Source organism: Actinoplanes sp. NPDC049598 (genome assembly GCF_040675435.1).
In the GTDB taxonomy this organism is placed as follows: domain Bacteria; phylum Actinomycetota; class Actinomycetes; order Mycobacteriales; family Micromonosporaceae; genus Actinoplanes.
In genome coordinates this window covers 1-19,434 of the sequence record NZ_JBFAOX010000052.1, presented here as the reverse complement: position 1 = coordinate 19,434, position 19,434 = coordinate 1, and the positions used below count along the sequence as shown (strand labels likewise).

The following is a 19,434-nucleotide window of genomic DNA, read 5'->3' as shown; positions in this document are numbered from 1 at the left end:
GAGTCCGTGAACGGCATCCACACCGGTGCTTCCCGCGGCATTACCGTCACCCCCGACGGGAAGCACGTCTATTTCGCCGGGCTGGCGTTGGAAAACCGGCCTCATCTCATTGGCGGGCAAATCGCGGGCCGCTCACATACGTGGTAGAACCCGGCAATTTGGATCGCACGGGTTGCGGTCTTTTGTGGCGGGCGCTCTGGACCGCATGGGTTGCGGTCTTTTGTGGCGGGCGCTCTGGATCGCATGGGTTGCGGTCTTTGGTGGCGGGGCGTTAGAGCAGGGCGCCCTCGTCATGCAGCCAGTCGACAAAGCTGGTAGCAACCGCAGCCCCACAATCCAACAGCTCCACAAGTAGGGCGTCGTGGGTGCCGGCGGCGAGGGGGACCTGGAGCTCCGCGTAGATGGGGAGCTGGCCCCGCTCGGTGGGGTCGCCTACGTACGCCTTGCAGAAGCGGCGGGTGTGGTTCCACTCGTTGACCACGCGGTAGGCGCGGTCGGCCCAGTCGGGCGGGACGGTCGAATGCGGTCTTGCGCGCATCACGAGGATCTCGTCGTCGGGGCCCTCCAGGGTGAACAGCACGGCGTGCCGTTCCCACATGGCCAGCAGGCTGCCGCCGCCGTCGGCGAGGAACCGGATGTCGAGCAGGTCGAGCGCCTTGCCGATGCGGGTCAGCGTCACCGGCGCGACCGTCTCGGGTTCCTCGGAGGCGGGCGCGTCGACCGGTACCGGAAGCCGGCCGGGCTCTCGTTGGGCCGGGACGCCGACCCGTACGGCGCCGCGCACCGCCGATTCGTCGTCGGTCTCCACCGGGTCACCCGTGGTTGAACCCGGACGCCATGACCACCACGGCATCTTTGTGCACCTCACTCCCCAGCAGACCCACCGCCGGACGTAGCGAGTGGATCCGAGGGCCGACGGTACCCGTAGGTTTCGCGGAGGTCATCCCCCCAACGGGAGGGCGCAACCGGTCATCCGATACGGCATCACCCGTTCGGGTGATCGACTATAGGCATAACGGTCAATTTCTTGACGGCCTGTAGCCACGCCACTCCATATGGTGCAGAAAGTCCCACCCAGCGACCGGCCACGCGGACTCGTGTCTCCCGTCCTTCAGTGTCCCCCGCGCCGAGGAACCCCATCCGGGAGATCGCCTGAACGAGTCGCTGGGACACCTCGACGGGGCGTCCGCCGGCCGGCGTCACGACGAGGGCCACGTGGTCGAGGAGGGCGTCGCGGACCGCCCGCTGACCGACCGCCCGTCCACTCAGACCGCTCGACGAGACCTCGCGCAGCGCCTCGGCAGCCGCGGTGGCCAGCCGGCTCAGCTCGGCCCCGGAGACCGACTCGACCGTCTCCCCACCGGCCGGCGGCAGCGGCCACCGCCACTGGGCGTCGCGTACCGGTGGCAGCTCGTCACCCCCGCGGGCCAGCACCGCCAGCAGCTCGCCGGCGGCGACGGTCGCGTCCGACGGGCCGTGCCCCGCCACCTCGCGGGTGACCAGCACGTCCCAGGGCAGCCGGGCCCAGAGCGCCACCCGGCCGTTGGCCGTCTTCAGCCGCACGGGAGCACCGGGGTCGAGCCGGACGAGCCGGGCCAGGAAGGCGCCCGCGTCGGGAACCCCGGTCAGGCCGTGCACACTCATGACGCGACGTACGGTCGCAGGAACTCTCTTTCGGCCTCGCTGAGCCGGCGCGGATGGCCCTGCGCCAGGTGGTACGGCACGCAGACCGACTTGGCCCGGCTGGCCAGCACGTCGCCGTCGAACAGCTCGTACGCGACGGTGAAGGCCGCGGCCCGTACCTCCGAGATCCACATCTCGATGCGCACAGGATCGCCGTAATCGACCGGCCGCAAGTAGTCGACCTCGTGGCGGGCGATGACGATGCCCTCCTCGAAGGAGCCGAGGCCGTTCTCGCGCGCGCCGACGAAGAACATGGCGACGCGCGCCTCCTCGTACAGGGTGAGGAAGCGCGCGTTGTTCACGTGCCCGTACGCGTCCATGTCGGACCAGCGCACGGGCACGTGGTACACAAAACGATCAGTCACGGGTGAGCTTGCGGTACGTGACGCGGTGCGGGCGGGCGGCGTCGGCGCCGAGCCGGTCCACCTTGTTCTTCTCGTACGCCTCGAAGTTGCCCTCGAACCAGAACCACTTGTCGGGGTCCTCGTCGGTGCCCTCCCACGCGAGCATGTGGGTGGCGACCCGGTCGAGGAACATCCGGTCGTGGGAGATGACCACGGCGCAGCCGGGGAACTCGAGCAGCGCGTTCTCCAGGCTGGACAGCGTCTCGACGTCGAGGTCGTTGGTCGGCTCGTCGAGCAGGATCACGTTGCCGCCGATCTTCAGCGTCAGCGCGAGGTTGAGGCGGTTGCGCTCGCCGCCGGAGAGGACCTTGACCGGCTTCTGCTGGTCGGGGCCCTTGAAGCCGAAGGCCGCGACGTACGCCCGGGACGGCATCTCGACCTTGCCGACCATCAGGTGGTCGAGACCGTCGGAGACGACCTCCCACACCGTCTCGTCGCCGCCCAGCCCCTCACGGTTCTGGTCCACGTACGACAGCTTCACCGTCTCGCCGATGCGGACGCTGCCCTCGTCCGGCTTCTCCAGCCCGACGATGGTCTTGAACAGGGTGGTCTTGCCGACGCCGTTGGGGCCGATGATGCCGACGATGCCGTTGCGGGGCAGCGAGAACGACAGGTGGTCGATCAGCGTACGGCCGTCGAAGCCCTTGACCAGGTCCTTGGACTCGATGACCGTGCTGCCCAGGCGCGGGCCCGGCGGAATCTGGATCTCCTCGAAGTCCAGCTTGCGGGTCTTCTCCGCCTCGCTGGCCATCTCGTCGTACCGGTCCAGGCGGGCCTTGCTCTTGGTCTGGCGGGCCTTGGCGTTGGAGCGGACCCACTCGAGCTCCTCCGTGAGGCGCCGCTTGAGCTTGGCGTCCTTGCGGCCCTCGACGGCCAGGCGCTGGGCCTTCTTGTCGAGGTAGGTCGAGTAGTTGCCCTCGTACGGGTACGTGCGGCCGCGGTCGAGCTCGAGGATCCAGTTCGCCACGTTGTCCAGGAAGTACCGGTCGTGGGTGATGGCGATGACGGTGCCGGCGTACTTGGCCAGGTGCTGCTCCAGCCAGCTCACGCTCTCGGCGTCGAGGTGGTTGGTGGGCTCGTCCAGCAGGAGCAGGTCGGGCGCCTCGAGCAGCAGCTTGCAGAGCGCGACCCGGCGGCGCTCACCACCGGAGAGCTGGGTGACGTCGGCGTCCGGGGGCGGGCAGCGCAGCGCGTCCATGGCCAGCTCGAGCTGGGAGTCGAGGTCCCAGGCGTTGACGTTGTCGAGCTCCTCCTGGAGCTTGCCCATCTCCTCCATCAGCTCGTCGGTGTAGTCGGTCGCCATCTCTTCGGCGATCTTGTTGAACCGGTCGAGCTTGGCCTTGGTGCCGGCCACGGCCTCCTCGATGTTGCCGAGGACGGTCTTGGCGTCGTTGAGCGGCGGCTCCTGCGCGAGCATGCCGACGGTGTAGCCGGGCATCAGCCTGGCCTCGCCGTTGCTCAGCGTCTCGATCCCCGCCATGACCTTGAGCAGCGTGGACTTACCGGCGCCGTTGGGGCCGACCACGCCGATCTTGGCGCCGGGCAGGAAGTTCAGCGTCACGTTGTCGAGCACGACCTTGTCGCCGTGCGCCTTGCGCGCCTTTTCCAGGACGTAAATGAACTGGGCCACGGTGCGCCCTACCTCCGTGATCGTTGAGTTGCGCTACTGAAATGAGCGCAGAGTGCCGGGGCAATCTTTCCAGGTCGCTCTCCGGACCCCTAACTCAACCCCGCCCGAGCGTCAAGGATTCCCGGATCACTGGAAACTGACGACGTCGTCGACCTGGTCCTTGCGGCCGTCGGTGAACTCGATCCGGAACTGCTTGCGGCTGATCAGGAACTTGTTGCCGTCGCTGGCGGCGGTCGCCTCGTACGCGTCCTCGCCGGTCTGCGCCACGTCGAGCAGGAGAAGACCGTTCACTCCCTGAACGAGTTGATCACGGTCGCCGGTCTTGCTCTGGTAGTAGAAACGCCCGACCGGATCCCGGCAGATCCAGATCGTCGTCCCACGGTCCGTCTCGTACCGGTGGACCCGGACCAGTTCGTACGGCCGGCCCAGCTGGCGGGCCTTGGCCAGGGTCTCGGCCGGGCAGAGATCCTCCGGGGCGACGGCCGGCGCCGAGGACTCCTGCGGCTGCTGATCCGGCAGAGGCTGTTGTTGCTGCTGCTCCTGCTCGCGCGCCTCGTCCCGGCGCTGTTTCTCGCCGAGCACGAATCCGGCCGTCATCCCGATGATCGTAAGGAAAACGGTGGCAATGACCACAGGAAAGAAGATCGGCCGCCGTGGCGGGGAAAGATCATCCGGAGGTGTCACCGGCCCAGAATGGCACCCGCCCGCCACCACGGTCCACGGCGGCCGTGGCGAGACTGGGCACGCCCCGTGGTGCTACGCACAGTAGGCTCACGGTGGGAACAGAAACGACCCGGAGGTGCACTCAGCGTGGCCGAACGAAGTTCCTTCGTCGTAGTCGCCAACCGTCTGCCCGTCGATGAAGTCACCGGCCCCGACGGGGAGCGTCAATGGCGCACGAGTCCGGGCGGTCTGGTCACCGCCCTGCATCCGGTGCTGACCGAGCACGGCGGCACCTGGATCGGGTGGGCCGGTGGCACCGGCGAGGCGCCCGAGCCCTTCGAGCTGGAGGGCATCCACATCCATCCGGTGCCGCTGAGCGCCGACGAGCTCGAACGCTATTACGAAGGTCAGTCCAACGCGACCATCTGGCCGCTCTACCACGACGCGGTCGAGACGCCGGTCTACAAGCGCCGCTGGCGTGAGACGTACAGGCTGGTCAACCAGCGCTTCGCCCAGGCCGCGGCCGAGGTGGCGGACGACGGCGCGACCGTCTGGGTGCAGGACTACCAGCTCCAGCTCGTCCCGGCGATGCTGCGCGAGCTGCGCCCCGACCTGAAGATCGGGTTCTTCCTGCACATCCCGTTCCCGCCGATCGAGCTGTTCATGCAGATGCCGTTCCGGGCCGAGGTGCTGCGCGGCCTGCTCGGGGCCGACCTGGTCGGGTTCCAGCAGCGGCTGGCCGCGCAGAACTTCGTCCGTCTGGCCCGGCACCTGCTGGGCCTGCGGTACGAGGGCCAGTCGATCCAGGTGGACGGCCGCAAGGTCAAGGCGGGCGCCTTCCCGATCAGCATCGACACCCGCGAGATGGAGCGGATGGCGGCCGATCCCAAGGTCCAGGCACGGGCCAAGGAGATCCGGGCCGAGCTCGGCGACCCCAAGACGATCATTCTGGGCGTCGACCGGCTCGACTACACCAAGGGCATCGAGCTGCGCCTCAAGGCGTTCCGCGAGCTGCTGGCCGACGGCAAGCTCAAGGTCGGCGACGCGGTGATGGTGCAGGTGGCCACGCCGAGCCGCGAGCGCGTGGAGCACTACCAGACGCTGCGGGTCAAGGTGGAGCGCGAGGTCGGGCGGATCAACGGAGAGTTCGGCCGGGTCGGCGTGCCGGCCGTGCACTACCTGCACCAGTCGTACAGCAAGCAGGAGCTCGCCGCGATGTATGTGGCAGCCGACGTCATGATGGTGACGCCGCTGCGCGACGGCATGAACCTGGTGGCCAAGGAGTACGTGGCCTGCCGGGGCGACACCGGCGGGGCGCTGGTGCTCAGCGAGTTCGCCGGGGCCGCGACCGAGATGCGCCAGGCGTTCCTGTGCAACCCGCACGACCCCGACGGCGTCAAGGACGCGCTGCTGCGGGCGGTCGGCGCCGAGCCGGCCGAGCTGAAGCGGCGCATGCGGGTGATGCAGCGTCACCTGCGGACCCACGACGTGGCGCAGTGGGCCCGGACCTTCCTCGACGCGCTGTCCGAGGCGGCCGGTGGCCGCGAGCTAGTCGACGTAGAGGCAGAAGGGGTGACCGACCGGGTCTAGGAAGACCCGGACGTTCTCCTGCGGCTGGAAGCCGGCGAGCGTCGCACCCGCCTGTTCGGCGTGGGCGCACGCCGCTTCCAGATCGTCGACCCGGATGTCGAGGTGGGCGCTCATCTGGGGGTCGCCCGGACCGGCCGGCCACACCGGCCGTACGTACAGCTTCTCGGTCTGGAACGAGAGCCCGGCGCCGCCGCCGGGCGCCCCGAGCACCACCCAGTCCTCTTCCTCGGTGGTCGCGCTCCAGCCCAGCAGCCGGTGGTAGAAGCCCGCCAGCTCCCGGGCGTCCGGCGCGTCCAGCACCATCGAAGTCAATGTCATCCGCGGCCGTCCGTCCATATTCACGGTCGTACCCGGCGAGTAGTCGTTCTATACCCCTACGTGCACGACATCGCCGATGACAACGATGGCGGGCGGGCGGATGCCGGCCTCGGCCGCGTCGGCGGCGATCGAGCCGAGCGTGCCGCGCAGCGAGCGCTGGTGGGCGGTCGAGCCCTCCTGGACCACCGCGGCCGGGGTGCCGGCCGGCTTGCCCTCGGCGATGAGCCGCTCGGCGATCTTCGGCAGGTTCTTCAGGCCCATCAGCACGACGACGGTGCCCCGCATGCGGGCCAGCGCGGCCCAGTCGACCAGGGAGGCGTCGCTGTCGGGGGCGACGTGCCCGGAGACGACGGTGAACTCGTGCGCCACCCCGCGGTGGGTGACCGGGATGCCGGCCAGCGCGGGCGCCGCGATCGAGCTGGTCACGCCGGGCACGACCAGCACCGGCACGCCGGCCTCGGCGCAGGCCAGGGCTTCCTCGCCGCCGCGGCCGAAGACGAACGGGTCGCCGCCCTTGAGCCGGACCACGAACTTCCCCTCGAGGGCCCGGTCGACCAGGATGCGGTTGATCTCCTCCTGGGCCTTCTGCGGGCCGTACGGGATCTTGGCCGCGTCCACGAACTCGACCTCCGGCCGCAGATCGCCCAGCAGCATGCCCGGCACGAGGCGGTCGGCCACCACGACGTCGGCCGCGGCCAGCAGCCGGCGGCCCTTGACCGTGATCAGCTCGGGATCGCCCGGGCCGGCCCCGACCAGGGCCACGCCCTTGTACTCGCTCGTGGCGGCCGGCGCGCTCTCCAGGGCAAGGGCGACGAGATCGCGGACGGCCATGGCGCGCCGGCGGTCGCCGCTGTCGGTGACCGCCACGGTGACCTGGCCCTGCCGGGTGACCGCGGGCGTCCAGGCGCTGGCCGCCTCGCGGTCGTCGGCCCGGACGCAGAAGACCCGGTGCTCCTCGGCGACCGCGCTGACCCGCTCGGCCGCGGCCGGGTCGTCGATCGCCACGTGCACGAGCCAGGCCCCCTCGACGTCACCCGGCTCGAAGCGCCGGGCCGTCCAGGTGGCCCGGCCGGCGTCGACGTGGCCCTGCAGGGCCGGGCTCAGCTCGGGCGAGACGATCTCGACCAGCGCCCCGGCCGCGATCAGGGCCGGCACCCGCCGGGTGGCCACGGCGCCGCCGCCGACCATCAGCACGCGCCGGCCGTCCAGCTTGAGCCCGAGAGGGTAGATCGTCACTTCTCGGACACTCCCGCGGAATCGAACGTGGCGACCTCGTGCAGCACCCGGACCGCGGCCGAGACGACCGGCAGCGCGAGCACCGCCCCGCTCCCCTCGCCCAGCCGCATGCCCAGGTCGAGCAGCGGCTCCAGGCCGAGATGGGCCAGGGCGACGGTGGCGCCCGGCTCGGCCGAGCGGTGCCCGGCGACCATCGCGGCCACCGCGTCCGGGGCGAAGGCGGCCGCGGCCAGCGCGGCCGACGCGGCGATCACGCCGTCGACGATCACCGGCACACGCTGGGCGGCCGCCCCGAGGATGAAGCCGGTCAGCGCCGCGTGCTCCAGACCGCCGACCGCGGCCAGCGCGCCCAGCGGGTCGGTCTCGTCCGGGGTGTGCCGGGCCAGCGCCCGGCCGACCACGTCGATCTTGTGCTCGAGGGTGGCGTCGTCGATGCCGGTGCCACGGCCGGTCACCTCGGCCGGCCCGAGACCGGTGAAGACCGAGATCAGGGCGGCCGCGGGCGTGGTGTTGGCGATCCCCATGTCCCCGGTGAGCAGGCACTTCGCGCCGTTGTCGACCAGCGCCCGGGCCACACCGAGGCCGACCTCGACCGCGGCCAGCGCCTCCTCGCGGGTGAGCGCGGGCTCGACGGTCATGTCCCGGGTGCCGCGGCGCACGTTCGCGTCGAGCAGGGTGGCCCCGCCGTGCAGCGGGATGGCCACGCCGACGTCGACCACCATGACGTCCGCGCCGGCCTGGCGGGCGAACGCGTTGACGACGGCGCCGCCGGCCACGAAGTTGGCCACCATCTGCGCGGTGACCTCCTGCGGCCACGGGGTGACGCCCTGGGCGTGCACGCCGTGGTCGCCGGCGAAGACCGCGACGGTGGCCGGGCTGGGCAGCGGCGGCGGGCACACGCCGGCCAGGCCGGAGAGCCGCACGGAGAGCTCCTCCAGGGCGCCCAGCGAGCCGGCCGGCTTGGTCAGCCGGGTCTGGTGCTCGCGGGCGGCGGCCATCGCCGACTCGTCGGCCGGGCGGATGGCGTCGAGTGCGGCCTCCAGCGATGCGGTCACGCTTGCTCCTCTAGGACGGCGGTCAGGGTTTCCACGAAGGCGTCGGTAGTGGCAGTGTCGCGCACGGCGATCCGCAGCCAGTCGGCGCCCAGCCCGGGAAAAGTGTCGCCGCGGCGCACCGCGTACCCACGTTCTCGCAGCTCAAGACGGATTTGGTCGGCACCTGGGAGACGTACGGCCACGAATGCGCTCGCCGGAGAACCGGCGACCGTGAGTTTCGGCACTTGCCCGAGCCGGCGCAGCAGATGGGCCCGGTCCGCCGCCAGGCGGCGGGCGATCTCCCGCTCGGCCGCCACCGCAATGGGTGACGCGCAGGCGATCGCGGCGGCCAGCGCGGGCGTCGAGACCGGCCAGAGCGGCTGCGCGGCGGCCAGCCGGGACACCAGACGGCGGTGCGCGAGCAGATAACCGATCCGCAGGCCGGCCAGGCCCCACGTCTTGGTCAGGCTGCGCAGCACGACCAGCCCGGGCAGGTCACGCCGGGACGCCAGCGACTCCGGCTCCCCCTCGACGCCCTCGCGGAACGTGGTGTCGGAGAACGCCTCGTCGACCACGAGCACACGGCCCGGACGGGCCAGCTTGGCGATCTCGCCGGCCGGGTGCAGCACCGAGGTCGGATTGGTGGGGTTGCCGACGAAGACCAGATCGGCGTCGTGCGGGACGAGGCGCGCGTCGAGGCGGAAACCGTCCTCCTCGCGCAGCAGCACCCGGTCGACCTCATGGCCGGCGTGGCGCAGCGCGGCCTCCGGCTCGGTGAACTGCGGGTGGACCACGACCGGGTGATTCGCGCCGCGCAGGGCCTGGGCCAGCAGCACGAAACCCTGGGCCGCCCCGGCCGTCAGCAGCACCTCGTTCTCGGGCCGACCATGCCTGCCGGCCACGGCCGTCGTGGCTTTCTCCGCCTGGGGGTACGCCTTCAGCCTGGTCAGCGACTCCTCGAGGGGCGCCGACAGCCAGCGCGGCATGGGCTCGTGCCGGACGTTGACCGCGAGGTCGACCAGACCGGCGGCAACCTCCGTATCGCCGTGGTGGCCGAGGTCGACGTTCATGGGTTCAGAATGCCCGATCGTGATACGGACGTGACTTCCGCTGTTCCGTGAGGAAATAAGAGGTTTTGTCATACCTTCTAGGGGTGGCAGCCGGAAAAGTCGCTCCCCTCGTCCGTGCCGGCCTGATCGCGGGTCTCGTGGTCGCCGGTCTCGCCTACCCCCTGGCCGCCCTCGCCGGACTCGGCGTCAAGGCCGGCACCGAAGCTCTCAAGGGCCTGCCCGAAAAGCTCATCGAGGTGCCCAACGCCCAGACGACCTACGTCTACGCCAACGACGGCAAGACGCTGCTCACCCAGTTCTACGAGGAACACCGCAAGCCGGTGAAGATCGCCGACATGTCGCCCTACATCACCCAGGCGATCGTCGCCTCCGAGGACACCCGCTTCTACGAGCACAACGGGGTCGACGCCAAAGGTGTGGCCCGGGCCTTCGTCGCCAACCAGCAGGCCGGCGGGGTGTCCCAGGGCGCCTCCACGCTGACCATGCAGTACGTCCGCATGGCGCTGCGCGACGGCGCGCAGACCCCCAAGGAGGCGCTCGAGGCGACCGAGCAGACGACCTCCCGCAAACTGCGCGAGATGCGGCTCGCCATCGAACTCGAGAAACGGCTCTCCAAGCAGGAGATCCTCGAGCGCTACCTCAACTCGGCGTACTACGGCCACCGGGCGTACGGCATCTTCGCCGCCTCCCAGGTCTTCTTCTCCAAGCCACCCAAGAACCTGACCCTGACCGAGGCGGCCCTGCTCGCCGGCCTGGTCAAGGCGCCCTCGGCCTACGACCCGGCGACCCAGGACCGGCAGGCGGCGACCGACCGGCGCAACTACGTGATCGACCAGATGGTCAAGATGCGGACCATCACGGCGAGCCAGGCGGCCGACGCCAAACGGGCCAAGATCTCGCTCAAGCTGAGCTCGCCGGCCAACGACTGCATCTCGATCGCCCAGCCGCACAACGACTGGGGCTTCTTCTGCGACTACTTCAAGTCGTGGTGGCGCGAGCAGCCCGCCTTCGGCAAGTCCGTCTCGGAACGCGAGGAGAACCTCCGCCGGGGCGGCTACCGGGTGGTCACCTCCATCGACCCCAAGATCCAGGGGTACGCGATGAAGCACATCCTCGACAAGGAGAAGAAGCGCAGCCGCATCGCCCACGGCCAGGTGATCATCGAGCCCGGCACCGGCCGGATCCTCAGCATGGCCGTGAACCGGACGTACTCCCTCGACCAGTCCGGCAACGCCAGGCACAGCCGCTACCGCCACCTGAAGGGCAACTTCCCGAACACGGTGAACCCGCTCCTCGGCGGCGGCTCGATGGCCGGCTACCAGGCCGGCTCCACCTTCAAGATCTTCACGATGCTGGCGGCGCTGGACGAGGGCATGCCGCTGTCGACGTCCTACTACAGCCCGCAGCGCTTCTACTCGAAATACATCACGGCCCCCGGGCCGGCCACCTGCGGCGAGCACTGGTGCCCGAAGAACTCGACGTCGTCGATGACCGGCGACCAGACCATGTGGAGCGGCTTCGGCAAATCGGTCAACACCTACTTCGTCCAGCTCGAACAGAAGGTCGGGGCGGACAAGGCGGTCAAGATGGCCGAACGGCTCGGGCTGCGCTGGCGCACCGACGTCGACCGGCGCCTCGCCACCCCGGAGCACGCCTCCGGGTGGGGCGCGTTCACGCTGGGCGTGAGCGACGCGACGCCGATCGAGATGGCGAACGTCTTCGCGACGCTGGCGGCGGAGGGCAACTACTGTGAGCCGCTGCCGGTGAAGTCGATCCTCGACCGCAACGGCAAGGTCGCGACGTACGAGGGCAAGCAGATCGCGGCGCCACGCTGCCACCGAGCCGTGTCAGTCGACGTGGCCCGGGCGGCCACCGACGCGGCCCGCTGCGTCACCGGCTACGGCTCGGCCCGCGGCGAATGCGGCGGGTGGGGCACCTCGGAGATGGTCTACGGGGTGCTGAAGCGGCCGGTGGCGGGCAAGAGCGGGACGACCGACAGCAACAAGACGGCCTGGTTCTGCGGCTTCACGCCCCAGCTGGCGGCGGCGGCGTTCGTGGCCGACCCGGACAATCCTGAGAACAACGTGGGGTCCAGCCGGGCCACGGTCTCCAAGTACACGCTCGCCGAGACGTTGAAGGATGCGCTCAAGGGGCAGCCGAAGGCCAAGTTCACGCCGCCGTCGGACGAGATGACCTACAAGTCGAACCGGGATCGGCGAACCGACTCCGATCGGGACCGGGACTCCTCGTCCTCATCCGACCGCGACTCGTCCTCCTCCTCCTCCTCCTCCGACGGCATGTCGGATGCCGGCAACGACTCCGGGCGGGACTCGCGCCGGCGCGACTCTGACGCCGATCGTGACTCGCGTCGTCACTCCGACTCGAACGACTCCGGCCGGGCGGACCGGGACTCGGACCGGGACTCCGCGCGTGACTCGGATCGCGACTCCGGGCGGAACTCGGATCGCGACTCTGACACGCGGGACTCGGACCGTGACTCGGACCGGAACCGTGACTCGGACCGGAACCGTGACTCGGGCCGGGACCGTGACTCGGGCGGCCGGGACCGCGACCGGGACTCCGGTCGCGGGGACCCGGACCGCGACGAGCCAGTGCGCGACTGACCGGCCTTTTCCTGAGGCGCCTTTTCTTCGGCGGCCGGGTTCTCAGGCCGCCGGTTTCTCAGGCGGCCGGGTTCTCAGGCGGCCGGGTTCTCAGGCGGCCGGGGCGGCGGGGCGGCGGCGTGGGGCGCGCCACCTCGCGTCGCGGCCGGACAGGGCCAGGAGCTGGTCGAGCAGGGTGGCCTCGTCCTCGGGCAGCGGGACGACCGGGCCGAACAGACCTGGCGTGCCCTCGGGCGGATATTGCGAATTGAACTCGATCAGGATCTCGAGGGTGCGGGGATCGGCCGCATACTCCTGGCCGGTGGACCGGGCGAGATCCCAGCCGTGGACGATCAACTCGGTCATCGCGACGTGGCCGAGAGCGGCGGCCGGCATGGTGACACCACCGGCGGCCGACGTGCCCGTCCAGGCAGTCTGCTCCTTCCAAGCAGTAGCGAGATCTTCCAGGAGGACGGGGAGGCGGCTGCGCCAATGGCGGGACAGATGCTGCGCGGAGGGCTTGGGCGGCGGCTCGGAGGTGCCCGGGGCGTCGGCGCGCTTGCGAGCGGTCTGGGTGAAGGCGAAGGACAGGCCCATCAGATGATCGAGCAGAGCGGCGACGCTCCAGTCGGGACAGGGAGTGGGACTCAGCAGCTCGTGATTGTCGATGCCCAGAAGAAGCGCTCGCAGCACCCGCACCGGCGGGTCGAAGTCCAGCGGCACACGATCGGCCACGGCAGTCCTCCTTCGGGTCGTCCTCGTTAAGTTCACGTTACGGCCGGGGTGCGACAGTTTCGCTCGTTGCGGAGGGCGTTTTCGCGGTCTCCCGCGCTTTCGGCCTGATCTATGCCCGGTGGGCGCGTTTCGTCGGCCGAAATCGCGGCGTTCGGCGGTTGCGCGACACCATCCGATCGACCCGGATCAGGTGGCTGCGGCTCCCCGGGGCCGCGACGCGCTCAGGAGATGGTGATGTCCACCGTGTCGTTCAGATTGGACGATGAGCCACCGGGCCCCTGCTGCCCGGCCGCAGGCGCCTGCCCCTGAGCCGGCGCCTGCCCTTGGACCGACGGTTGACCTTGGACCGGCGGCTGCCCCTGAGGCGACGACTGCCCCTGGAACGGCGACTGACCCTGAGACGACGACTGCCCCGGGGACCACGTCTGGCCCTGGGGCGACGGCTGCCCCGGGAACGACGACTGGCCCTGAACTGACGGCTGGCCTGGGGTCGGCGGCTGGATGGCCGCCTGCTGGATCGTGTCCTGATGAGCCGGATAGAAAGCGGCCGATCCCGGATGCTGGCCTCGCGACTCGGATTGCTGGCCGGCTGAGCCAGGGTGCGGGAAAGCCGAAGCCGGGCGAGGCGCGGCCGGCTGCTGGCCCGAGGAGTTCAGAGGCTGGTCGGACGGACCAGGGTGCGCGCCGGACGCGGCCAGGCGCTGGCCCAGAGAGCCGTGATTCGGTCCCATCGAGCTCGGGGGCTGGACCGGCGAGCCCAGGTCTTGTCCAATCGGGCTCGGGTGCTGGCCCAGCGGGCTTGGGTGCTGGCCCGGCAAGTCCGGGTGCTGATTCGGTGAATCAGGATGCTGTCCGGGCGGGACCGAGTGCTGGAAGGGTGCAGCCGGTTCCTGATTGGGCGAGGTGGCGTGCTGGCCGGGCGCGCCCGAGATCGGGCCCGGTGCGGCGGAGTGCGGTCCCGGCGCGACCGGGTGGTGCGGCGGCGAGTCGGGCCAGATCGAAGGCTGGGCCGGCGAGGGTGCCGGTGAGCTCGGCTGCGTCTGCTGCGGGTTGATCGAGAGCGGCGGCAGATAGCCCGGCGAGTGCTCCGGATAGCCCGGCGCGTAATGGGGGTAGCCCGACGCCTGCTGGACGGGTTGCGGTGGCTGGTGGGCCGGCGACTGCTGAACCGGGGCCGGCTGGTGGCCGGGCGGCAGCGGCGGAACCTGCTGCGAGGGCTGGCCCTCGGTCGGAACGGCCATCGGCTGCGCCTCGACCAGCTGTGGCTCCGGCAAGAACTGCGGCTCGGGCGAATGCTGCGGCTCCGGCGACCGGGGCGACTCGGGCGACCGGGGCGACTCGGGCGACCGGGGCGACTCGGGCGACCGGGGCGACTCGGGCGACCGGGGCGACTCGGGCGACCGGGGCGACTCGGGGCGCGCCGGCGCTGGCGGGGCGGGCTGGGCCGGCTGGCGCTGAGCCGACTGGGGCTGAGCCGACTGGGGCTGAGCCGACTGGGGCTGCGGTGGCTGGGCCGGCTGGCGCTGAGCCGGCTGGGCCGGGGGCATCGGCTGGGCCTGGGGCGGGGGCATCGGGGGCCGGGACTGTGGGGGCATCGGGGCGGGGCCGGCGAGGGCGGCCGAGACGATGCGCTTGGCGATCTCCGGGGCGGCTGCCCAGTGCAGGCCGAGCTGCGAGGCGTGGACCTGGCGCCAGACGAAGCCCTCGGGGTTGCCGCCGGACCAGGTCCAGGCCGGCACGGTGCCGGCGCGCGGGGTGACGATCGCCCGGTGCTGCTTGTAGCCGGTGATCCGGGCGCCGGCCGGGGCCAGCGTCGACGTGGTGGGCGCGGTGGCCTCGCGGTAGCCGGCGATGGTCTGCTCGGCGGTGGTGGCCGACGCGTCGAAGACCCCGCACATCGGGCGGCCGTCGAAGTCGCGCCCGAGCCACGGAAGCGCCACGCCCTCGGCCACGACCGGCCAGCCGTCGCGGGCGAGCTGGGCGACCGCGTGACCGAGCCGGCGATTGGCCGACAGCTCCTCCGCGTACCCCTCCGGCAGCCCGGCCCCGACGATCAGCGCGCGCGTGCCCGCCGGGAGGGACTCGTCGCGCAGCGGGTCGACCACGGCCACGTCCGCCCCCGCCGCCGTCAGGAGCTCGGCCGTCTCCACGTACGTGTAAGGAGCCCCCGGGCCGCCGGCCAGCGCAACCACCGGGCGTTGGTCGAAGACCTCGCCGCCGACGACGTCGGCCGGCGTCCAGATCGGGCCGGGCAGGGCCGGGGCCGAGGTCGCCAGGGCCATCAGCCGGTCGAGGTCGAGCCCGCCCGCGACAGCCTCACCGAGGCGGCGGACCGCGCGGCTGGCCTCGACCGTGCGGTGGGCGACCGGGACCGGGCCGTGCGCGCGGGAGGGCAGAACGTTCGGTAGGTCACCGCGGCGCAGCGCTCCGAGGACCGGCATACCGATGTCGTCGAGCGCGGTTCGCAGCATCTGCTCGTGGCGCGGGGACGCGACCCGGTTGAGGACCACCCCGCCCAGGTGCACCATCTCGTCGAACATGCGGAAGCCGTGCACGAGCGCGGCCAGCGAATGCCCCATCGCGGCGACGTCGACGACCAGCACGACCGGGGCGCGCAGGGCGGCCGCGACCGCGGCGGTGCCGTCGATCTCGGGCTGACCGGTGAGCGAGTCGAACAGGCCCATCGCGCCCTCGATCACCGAGAGTTGCGAACTGCCCGCGCCGTGCAGGAACAGCGGCGCGATGCGCTGGGCCCCGACCAGGCGGGGGTCGAGGTTACGGCCGGGGCGACCGGCCGCCAGCCCGAGGTACGCGGCGTCGGTGTGATCCGGGCCGACCTTGAACCCGGCCGCCGGGATGCCACGCGCCGCGGCCGCCGTGAGCAGGCCGACCGCGATCGCGGTCTTGCCGTGCCCGGACGCGGGCGCGCTCACGACCAGGCGGGGCTGGGCGCTCATCTATGACTCTCCCGAACGGAATATTGCCTGTTGTCGACTGCCGAAGTGGGACAGTACCCGGCCCGAGCAGGCGTCATCCTGTCGACGGGTAGCCTCGGGACGTGTACCGCTTCCTGCTGAGGCCGCGCTGGCTGGCCGCTGCGGCGTTCGCTCTGGCGGCCGCCTCGGTCATGGTGATGCTCGGCAACTGGCAGCTCCACCGGTACCAGGAACGTAGCGCGATCAACGACCGCATCGACGCCGCTGACTCCGTACAGGCCGTCCCGATGACCTCCGTGCTGGAGCGCCCGACGGCCGCGAGCACGTCCGGCCGGGCCCCCGGCAAGGGCCTGGCCTGGACAAAGGTCACAGTCACGGGCCGGTACGACCCGTCGCACGAGATCCAGGCGCGGGGCCGCACGGTCGACGGCGACGTCGGCTACGAAATCGTCACGCCGCTGGTCCTGGACGACGGGACGGCCGTCCTGGTCGACCGCGGCTGGATTCCGGCCCCACCAGGCGGAGCGCTGGCCGCCCCCACCGTCCCGCCCGCTCCGGCCGGCACGGTGACCGTCGTCGGCCAGCTCCACCTGTCGGAAAGTCGACCGGCGCCGATCGAGCAGCGCAACGGCCGGCTGGACACCCGCCGGATCGCTGTGCCGAAACTCGCCCAGCAGCTCCCCTACCCCGTGTACGGCGCGTACGTCCTCCTCACGGAGCAGACGCCGGCCAACGACGCCGCCTTCACCCGGATCCCGATCGACCACGAGGACTCCTGGCAGAACGGCGGCTACGCGGTCCAGTGGTGGCTGTTCGCCCTGATGGCCCTGTTCGCCTACGGCTACTACGCCCGCAAGGAGGCCCGCGGCGACACCAAGCCCGCCGCCGCCCGCGAGCCGTCCCCCGCCACCAAGAACACCCGCTCTCGCGACCGAGTCGAAGATCACGACCGCCGCAGGACCGCAACCGGCGATCGCGTCGACGACTACGACCGCCGCCAGGCCACTTCGAGCGACCGCGTCGAGGAGTACGACCGCCGGAAGGCCGCCTCGGGCGACCGTGTCGACGACTACGACCGCAGGAAGGCGGCCGCCCTGGCCGCCACCGGCGACCGGGTCGACGAAGCCGACCGCCGCCGGGCCGCTGAAGCGGGCTCGGACAACACCGACAGCTGAGCGTTCGCAACGCCGTCCCCACGCCGAGCAGCAGCTCGGTGCCACCGCCCAGAGCAATTAATCCGCTGTGCAGTTACGGGCAGTGACCGTCGCTTCAATGCCGAACGTGCCCGAACGGGCAAGGCCTCAGAGGGCGCACACCTCTTCCCGCGGGTCGGCCCCGGGGGCGAATGACCTCGATCAGCAGCTCGGCGCACCCCGAACCGGCCGGGCCACCGGTGCTCACGGCGGTCGCCGGCCGGCGGCTGACGCCTACGGGCGTTCGGCCGGTGGCGCTCACGGCGGCCAGCGGCCAGCGGGCGGGTGGCGCTGACGGCGGCCAGCGGCCGGCGGGCGGCTAGCGCTGACGGCGGGCGGCGGGCGGGTGGCGCTGACGGCGGTCGGCGGGCGGCGGGCGGGTGGCGCTGACGGCGGTCGGTGGGCAGGTGGCGCTCGCGGCGGGTGGTGGCTCTTACGGTGGCGGGTGGCCGCCGATGGCGCGGACGGTGTCGATGGTGTCGGCCTCGGCGGCGGGCTTGTCGTCGCGGTAGCGCAGGACGCGGGCGAAGCGCAACGCGACGCCGCCCGGGTAGCGCGGCGAGGTCTGCACGCCGTCGAAGGCGATCTCGACGACCTGCACCGGCCGGACCCGGACCACCCAGCCGTTGTCGTCCACCTTCAGCTGCTGGAAGCGCTCGGTCTGCCAGCGCAGCAGCTCATCGGTGAGTCCTTTGAACGTCTTGCCGAGCATCACGAACTCACCCGTCCGCGGATCAAGCGCACCCAGATGCAGGTTGGAGAGCCAGCCTCGGCGCCGCCCATGCCCCCACTCGACCGCGAGAACCACCAGGTCGAGCGTGTGCCGCGGTTTGACCTTGACCCAGGCGTTCCCCCGCCGCCCCACGTCGTAGGGCGCCTCGGTCGCCTTGATGACCACACCCTCCTGCCCCGCCGCGATCGCCGCCGCAAAGGCCGCCGCCGCCTCTTCCTCACTCTCGACCGTGCTCCGCCCCACGATCAGCTCCTCGGGCAGCGCATCGGCCAGCGCCGCCCACCGCACCCGCCCCGGCTCGTCGAGCAGGTCAACCCCGTCGAGATGCAACAGATCGAAGAAGTACGGCGTCAGCGCCAGCGGAGCCCCGGCCGCGGGTGCCGAGCCGCCGCCGGAGGCCACGGGTGCCGGGTCGGCGGCGGAAGCCGCGGGTCGGGCGCTGGAGCGGGAGGAGGCGCGGGCGCCGCGGGTGGCGGCGCGGCTGGAGGTCTCCTGGAAGGGGCGGGGGCGGCCGGCCTCGTCGAGGGTCATGGCCTCGCCGTCGAGGACGGCCTCGCGGAAGGGCAGCTTGCGGACGGCGGCGACCACCTCGGGCATGCGGGAGGTGATGTCGTCGAGGCTGCGGGTGAAGACGGCGACGTCGTCGCCGGAGCGGTGGACCTGGATGCGGATGCCGTCGAGCTTCACGTCGACCGTGGCCGGGGTGCCGGTGGCCAGCAGGGCCGCGCCGACGTCGGGGGCGGCCTGGGCCAGCATCGGGGTGAGCGGGGTGCCGACCCTCAGGTGGATCTCGGCCAGCGCCGGGGCCCCGCCGGTCAGCGCGGCGACGGCCACCTGTTTGAGGTCCCCGGAGAGCAGCAGCGCCCGGCGAACCGCGGTGAGCGGAACCCCGGCCGCCTTCGCGATCGCGTCGGCGAGCAACCCGGCCTGGGCGCCCTGCCGGAGCTCACCACCGAAGAGCCCGACAAGCAGCCGCTGCTCGTCGGCGGTAGCGGCGCCGAACAGCGCCCCCAGCAGCTCCCGCCGCCGGGCCTGCGAGCCGGCCCCGGCCACCACCGAGATCTCGGCGATCGCGGCATCGACCCCACCGACCGACAGGCTCGGCTCGGCCGCGGGCGGCGGCTGATCGCGCAGGCTCGCATAACCCACCCCGGTCTGCCGCTGCCGCAGCTCACCGGCCAGAAAGGCGGAACCGGCCGCAATCTCATCCGGCTCAAGCCGCCGAAGCGCATCGGCCAAGAGCTCAATCTTGGCCTTGCGCCCAGAGATCGCCGCAACGGCCGCCGAGGTCGCCGCCAGGTCGAGGAATCGCACGTGGTCATCCTCGCAGCACCCCCCGACATTTTCGGCCCAGAGCAACGCCCCACAACCCCGACAGCCAGCAACAACCCCCATACAGGCGCGCCGGCAACAGTCCCCAGGCGGCGACAGCCGACACAGATCCCGACGGGGGCGGCAGCCAACGGGGCACGGCAGCCGGCGGGACGGCCGACGACAACCCCTCGCGCAGCGGGTCACGTCCACCGAAGTGGTGTATGAGTTGATCTTTGCCAGCAGACGGGAGCGGCCATCGCAGATCCTTCGGATTGTCTAGATCAAGAAGGAG

General features: G+C 71.5%; 14 protein-coding genes and 1 pseudogene. 3 read left to right on the top strand and 12 right to left on the bottom strand.

Going from position 1 to position 19,434, the window contains the following annotated elements; all coding sequences use genetic code 11:
- Positions 1–271: 271 nt before the first annotated feature.
- The 5 genes from AB0J66_RS49150 to AB0J66_RS49130 all read right to left on the bottom strand — a co-directional run bounded on the left by AB0J66_RS49150 (position 272) and on the right by AB0J66_RS49130 (position 4,314).
- The gene (locus AB0J66_RS49150; RefSeq protein WP_364676299.1) at positions 272–853 is read right to left on the bottom strand and encodes a YbjN domain-containing protein; all 582 of its coding nucleotides are present in this window, start codon (positions 851–853) and stop codon (positions 272–274) included.
- Between the two features lie 131 nt (positions 854–984).
- Positions 985–1,644, bottom strand: a complete 660-nt coding sequence (locus AB0J66_RS49145) for a hypothetical protein (protein WP_364676296.1) — start codon at positions 1,642–1,644, stop codon at positions 985–987.
- A complete protein-coding gene (locus AB0J66_RS49140) occupies positions 1,641–2,048 on the bottom strand; it encodes a thioesterase family protein (RefSeq protein ID WP_364676293.1) in 408 nt (135 codons plus the stop codon). Before AB0J66_RS49140 ends, AB0J66_RS49145 begins: the two co-directional genes overlap by 4 nt.
- The gene (gene ettA / locus AB0J66_RS49135; RefSeq protein ID WP_364676291.1) at positions 2,041–3,717 is read right to left on the bottom strand and encodes an energy-dependent translational throttle protein EttA; all 1,677 of its coding nucleotides are present in this window, start codon (positions 3,715–3,717) and stop codon (positions 2,041–2,043) included. The genes AB0J66_RS49140 and ettA overlap by 8 nt, the downstream gene beginning before the upstream one ends.
- Positions 3,718–3,843: 126 nt before the next feature.
- The gene (locus AB0J66_RS49130; RefSeq protein ID WP_364676288.1) at positions 3,844–4,314 is read right to left on the bottom strand and encodes a hypothetical protein; all 471 of its coding nucleotides are present in this window, start codon (positions 4,312–4,314) and stop codon (positions 3,844–3,846) included.
- Positions 4,315–4,527: 213 nt separating this feature from the next.
- Here AB0J66_RS49130 and AB0J66_RS49125 point away from each other — a divergent pair, with 213 nt between their 5' ends.
- A complete protein-coding gene (locus AB0J66_RS49125; protein ID WP_364676285.1) occupies positions 4,528–5,970 on the top strand; it encodes a trehalose-6-phosphate synthase in 1,443 nt (480 codons plus the stop codon).
- Here the strand turns inward: AB0J66_RS49125 and AB0J66_RS49120 are convergent.
- The 4 genes from AB0J66_RS49120 to cobC are packed head-to-tail and all read right to left on the bottom strand — an operon-like array spanning position 5,929 to position 9,646.
- Positions 5,929–6,288, bottom strand: coding sequence for a VOC family protein (locus tag AB0J66_RS49120; RefSeq protein ID WP_364676283.1), 360 nt, complete (start codon positions 6,286–6,288; stop codon positions 5,929–5,931). The two genes, AB0J66_RS49125 and AB0J66_RS49120, sit on opposite strands and share 42 nt — an antisense overlap.
- A 48-nt stretch (positions 6,289–6,336) precedes the next feature.
- Positions 6,337–7,524, bottom strand: coding sequence for a uroporphyrinogen-III C-methyltransferase (cobA, locus tag AB0J66_RS49115; protein WP_364676280.1), 1,188 nt, complete (start codon positions 7,522–7,524; stop codon positions 6,337–6,339).
- Positions 7,521–8,579 carry a nicotinate-nucleotide--dimethylbenzimidazole phosphoribosyltransferase gene (cobT, locus tag AB0J66_RS49110; RefSeq protein ID WP_364676277.1) on the bottom strand — a complete coding sequence of 353 codons (1,059 nt, stop codon included), beginning with the start codon at positions 8,577–8,579 and terminating at the stop codon, positions 7,521–7,523. The genes cobA and cobT overlap by 4 nt, the downstream gene beginning before the upstream one ends.
- Positions 8,576–9,646: an Rv2231c family pyridoxal phosphate-dependent protein CobC gene (gene cobC, locus AB0J66_RS49105; RefSeq protein ID WP_364676302.1), complete on the bottom strand. Its 1,071-nt coding sequence runs from the start codon at positions 9,644–9,646 to the stop codon at positions 8,576–8,578. Before cobC ends, cobT begins: the two co-directional genes overlap by 4 nt.
- Before the next feature lie 47 nt (positions 9,647–9,693).
- Between cobC and AB0J66_RS49100 the strand changes: the two are divergent.
- Positions 9,694–11,820, top strand: a pseudogene (locus tag AB0J66_RS49100) (transglycosylase domain-containing protein); the annotation flags it as partial.
- Between the two features lie 522 nt (positions 11,821–12,342).
- Here AB0J66_RS49100 and AB0J66_RS49095 read toward each other — a convergent pair.
- Together AB0J66_RS49095 and AB0J66_RS49090 are read right to left on the bottom strand one after the other, a co-directional pair.
- Positions 12,343–12,966: a TIGR03086 family metal-binding protein gene (locus AB0J66_RS49095; RefSeq protein WP_364676274.1), complete on the bottom strand. Its 624-nt coding sequence runs from the start codon at positions 12,964–12,966 to the stop codon at positions 12,343–12,345.
- A 221-nt stretch (positions 12,967–13,187) separates the two neighbouring features.
- A complete protein-coding gene (locus AB0J66_RS49090; RefSeq protein WP_364676271.1) occupies positions 13,188–15,923 on the bottom strand; it encodes a cobyrinate a,c-diamide synthase in 2,736 nt (911 codons plus the stop codon).
- A gap of 101 nt (positions 15,924–16,024) precedes the next feature.
- Between AB0J66_RS49090 and AB0J66_RS49085 the strand changes: the two genes are divergently transcribed.
- The gene (locus AB0J66_RS49085; protein ID WP_364676269.1) at positions 16,025–17,077 is read left to right on the top strand and encodes an SURF1 family cytochrome oxidase biogenesis protein; all 1,053 of its coding nucleotides are present in this window, start codon (positions 16,025–16,027) and stop codon (positions 17,075–17,077) included.
- 451 nt (positions 17,078–17,528) lie between these two features.
- On the opposite strand, the gene AB0J66_RS49080 is transcribed toward AB0J66_RS49085, so the two are convergent.
- A complete protein-coding gene (locus AB0J66_RS49080; RefSeq protein WP_364676266.1) occupies positions 17,529–19,142 on the bottom strand; it encodes an ATP-dependent DNA ligase in 1,614 nt (537 codons plus the stop codon).
- Positions 19,143–19,434 lie beyond the last annotated feature (292 nt).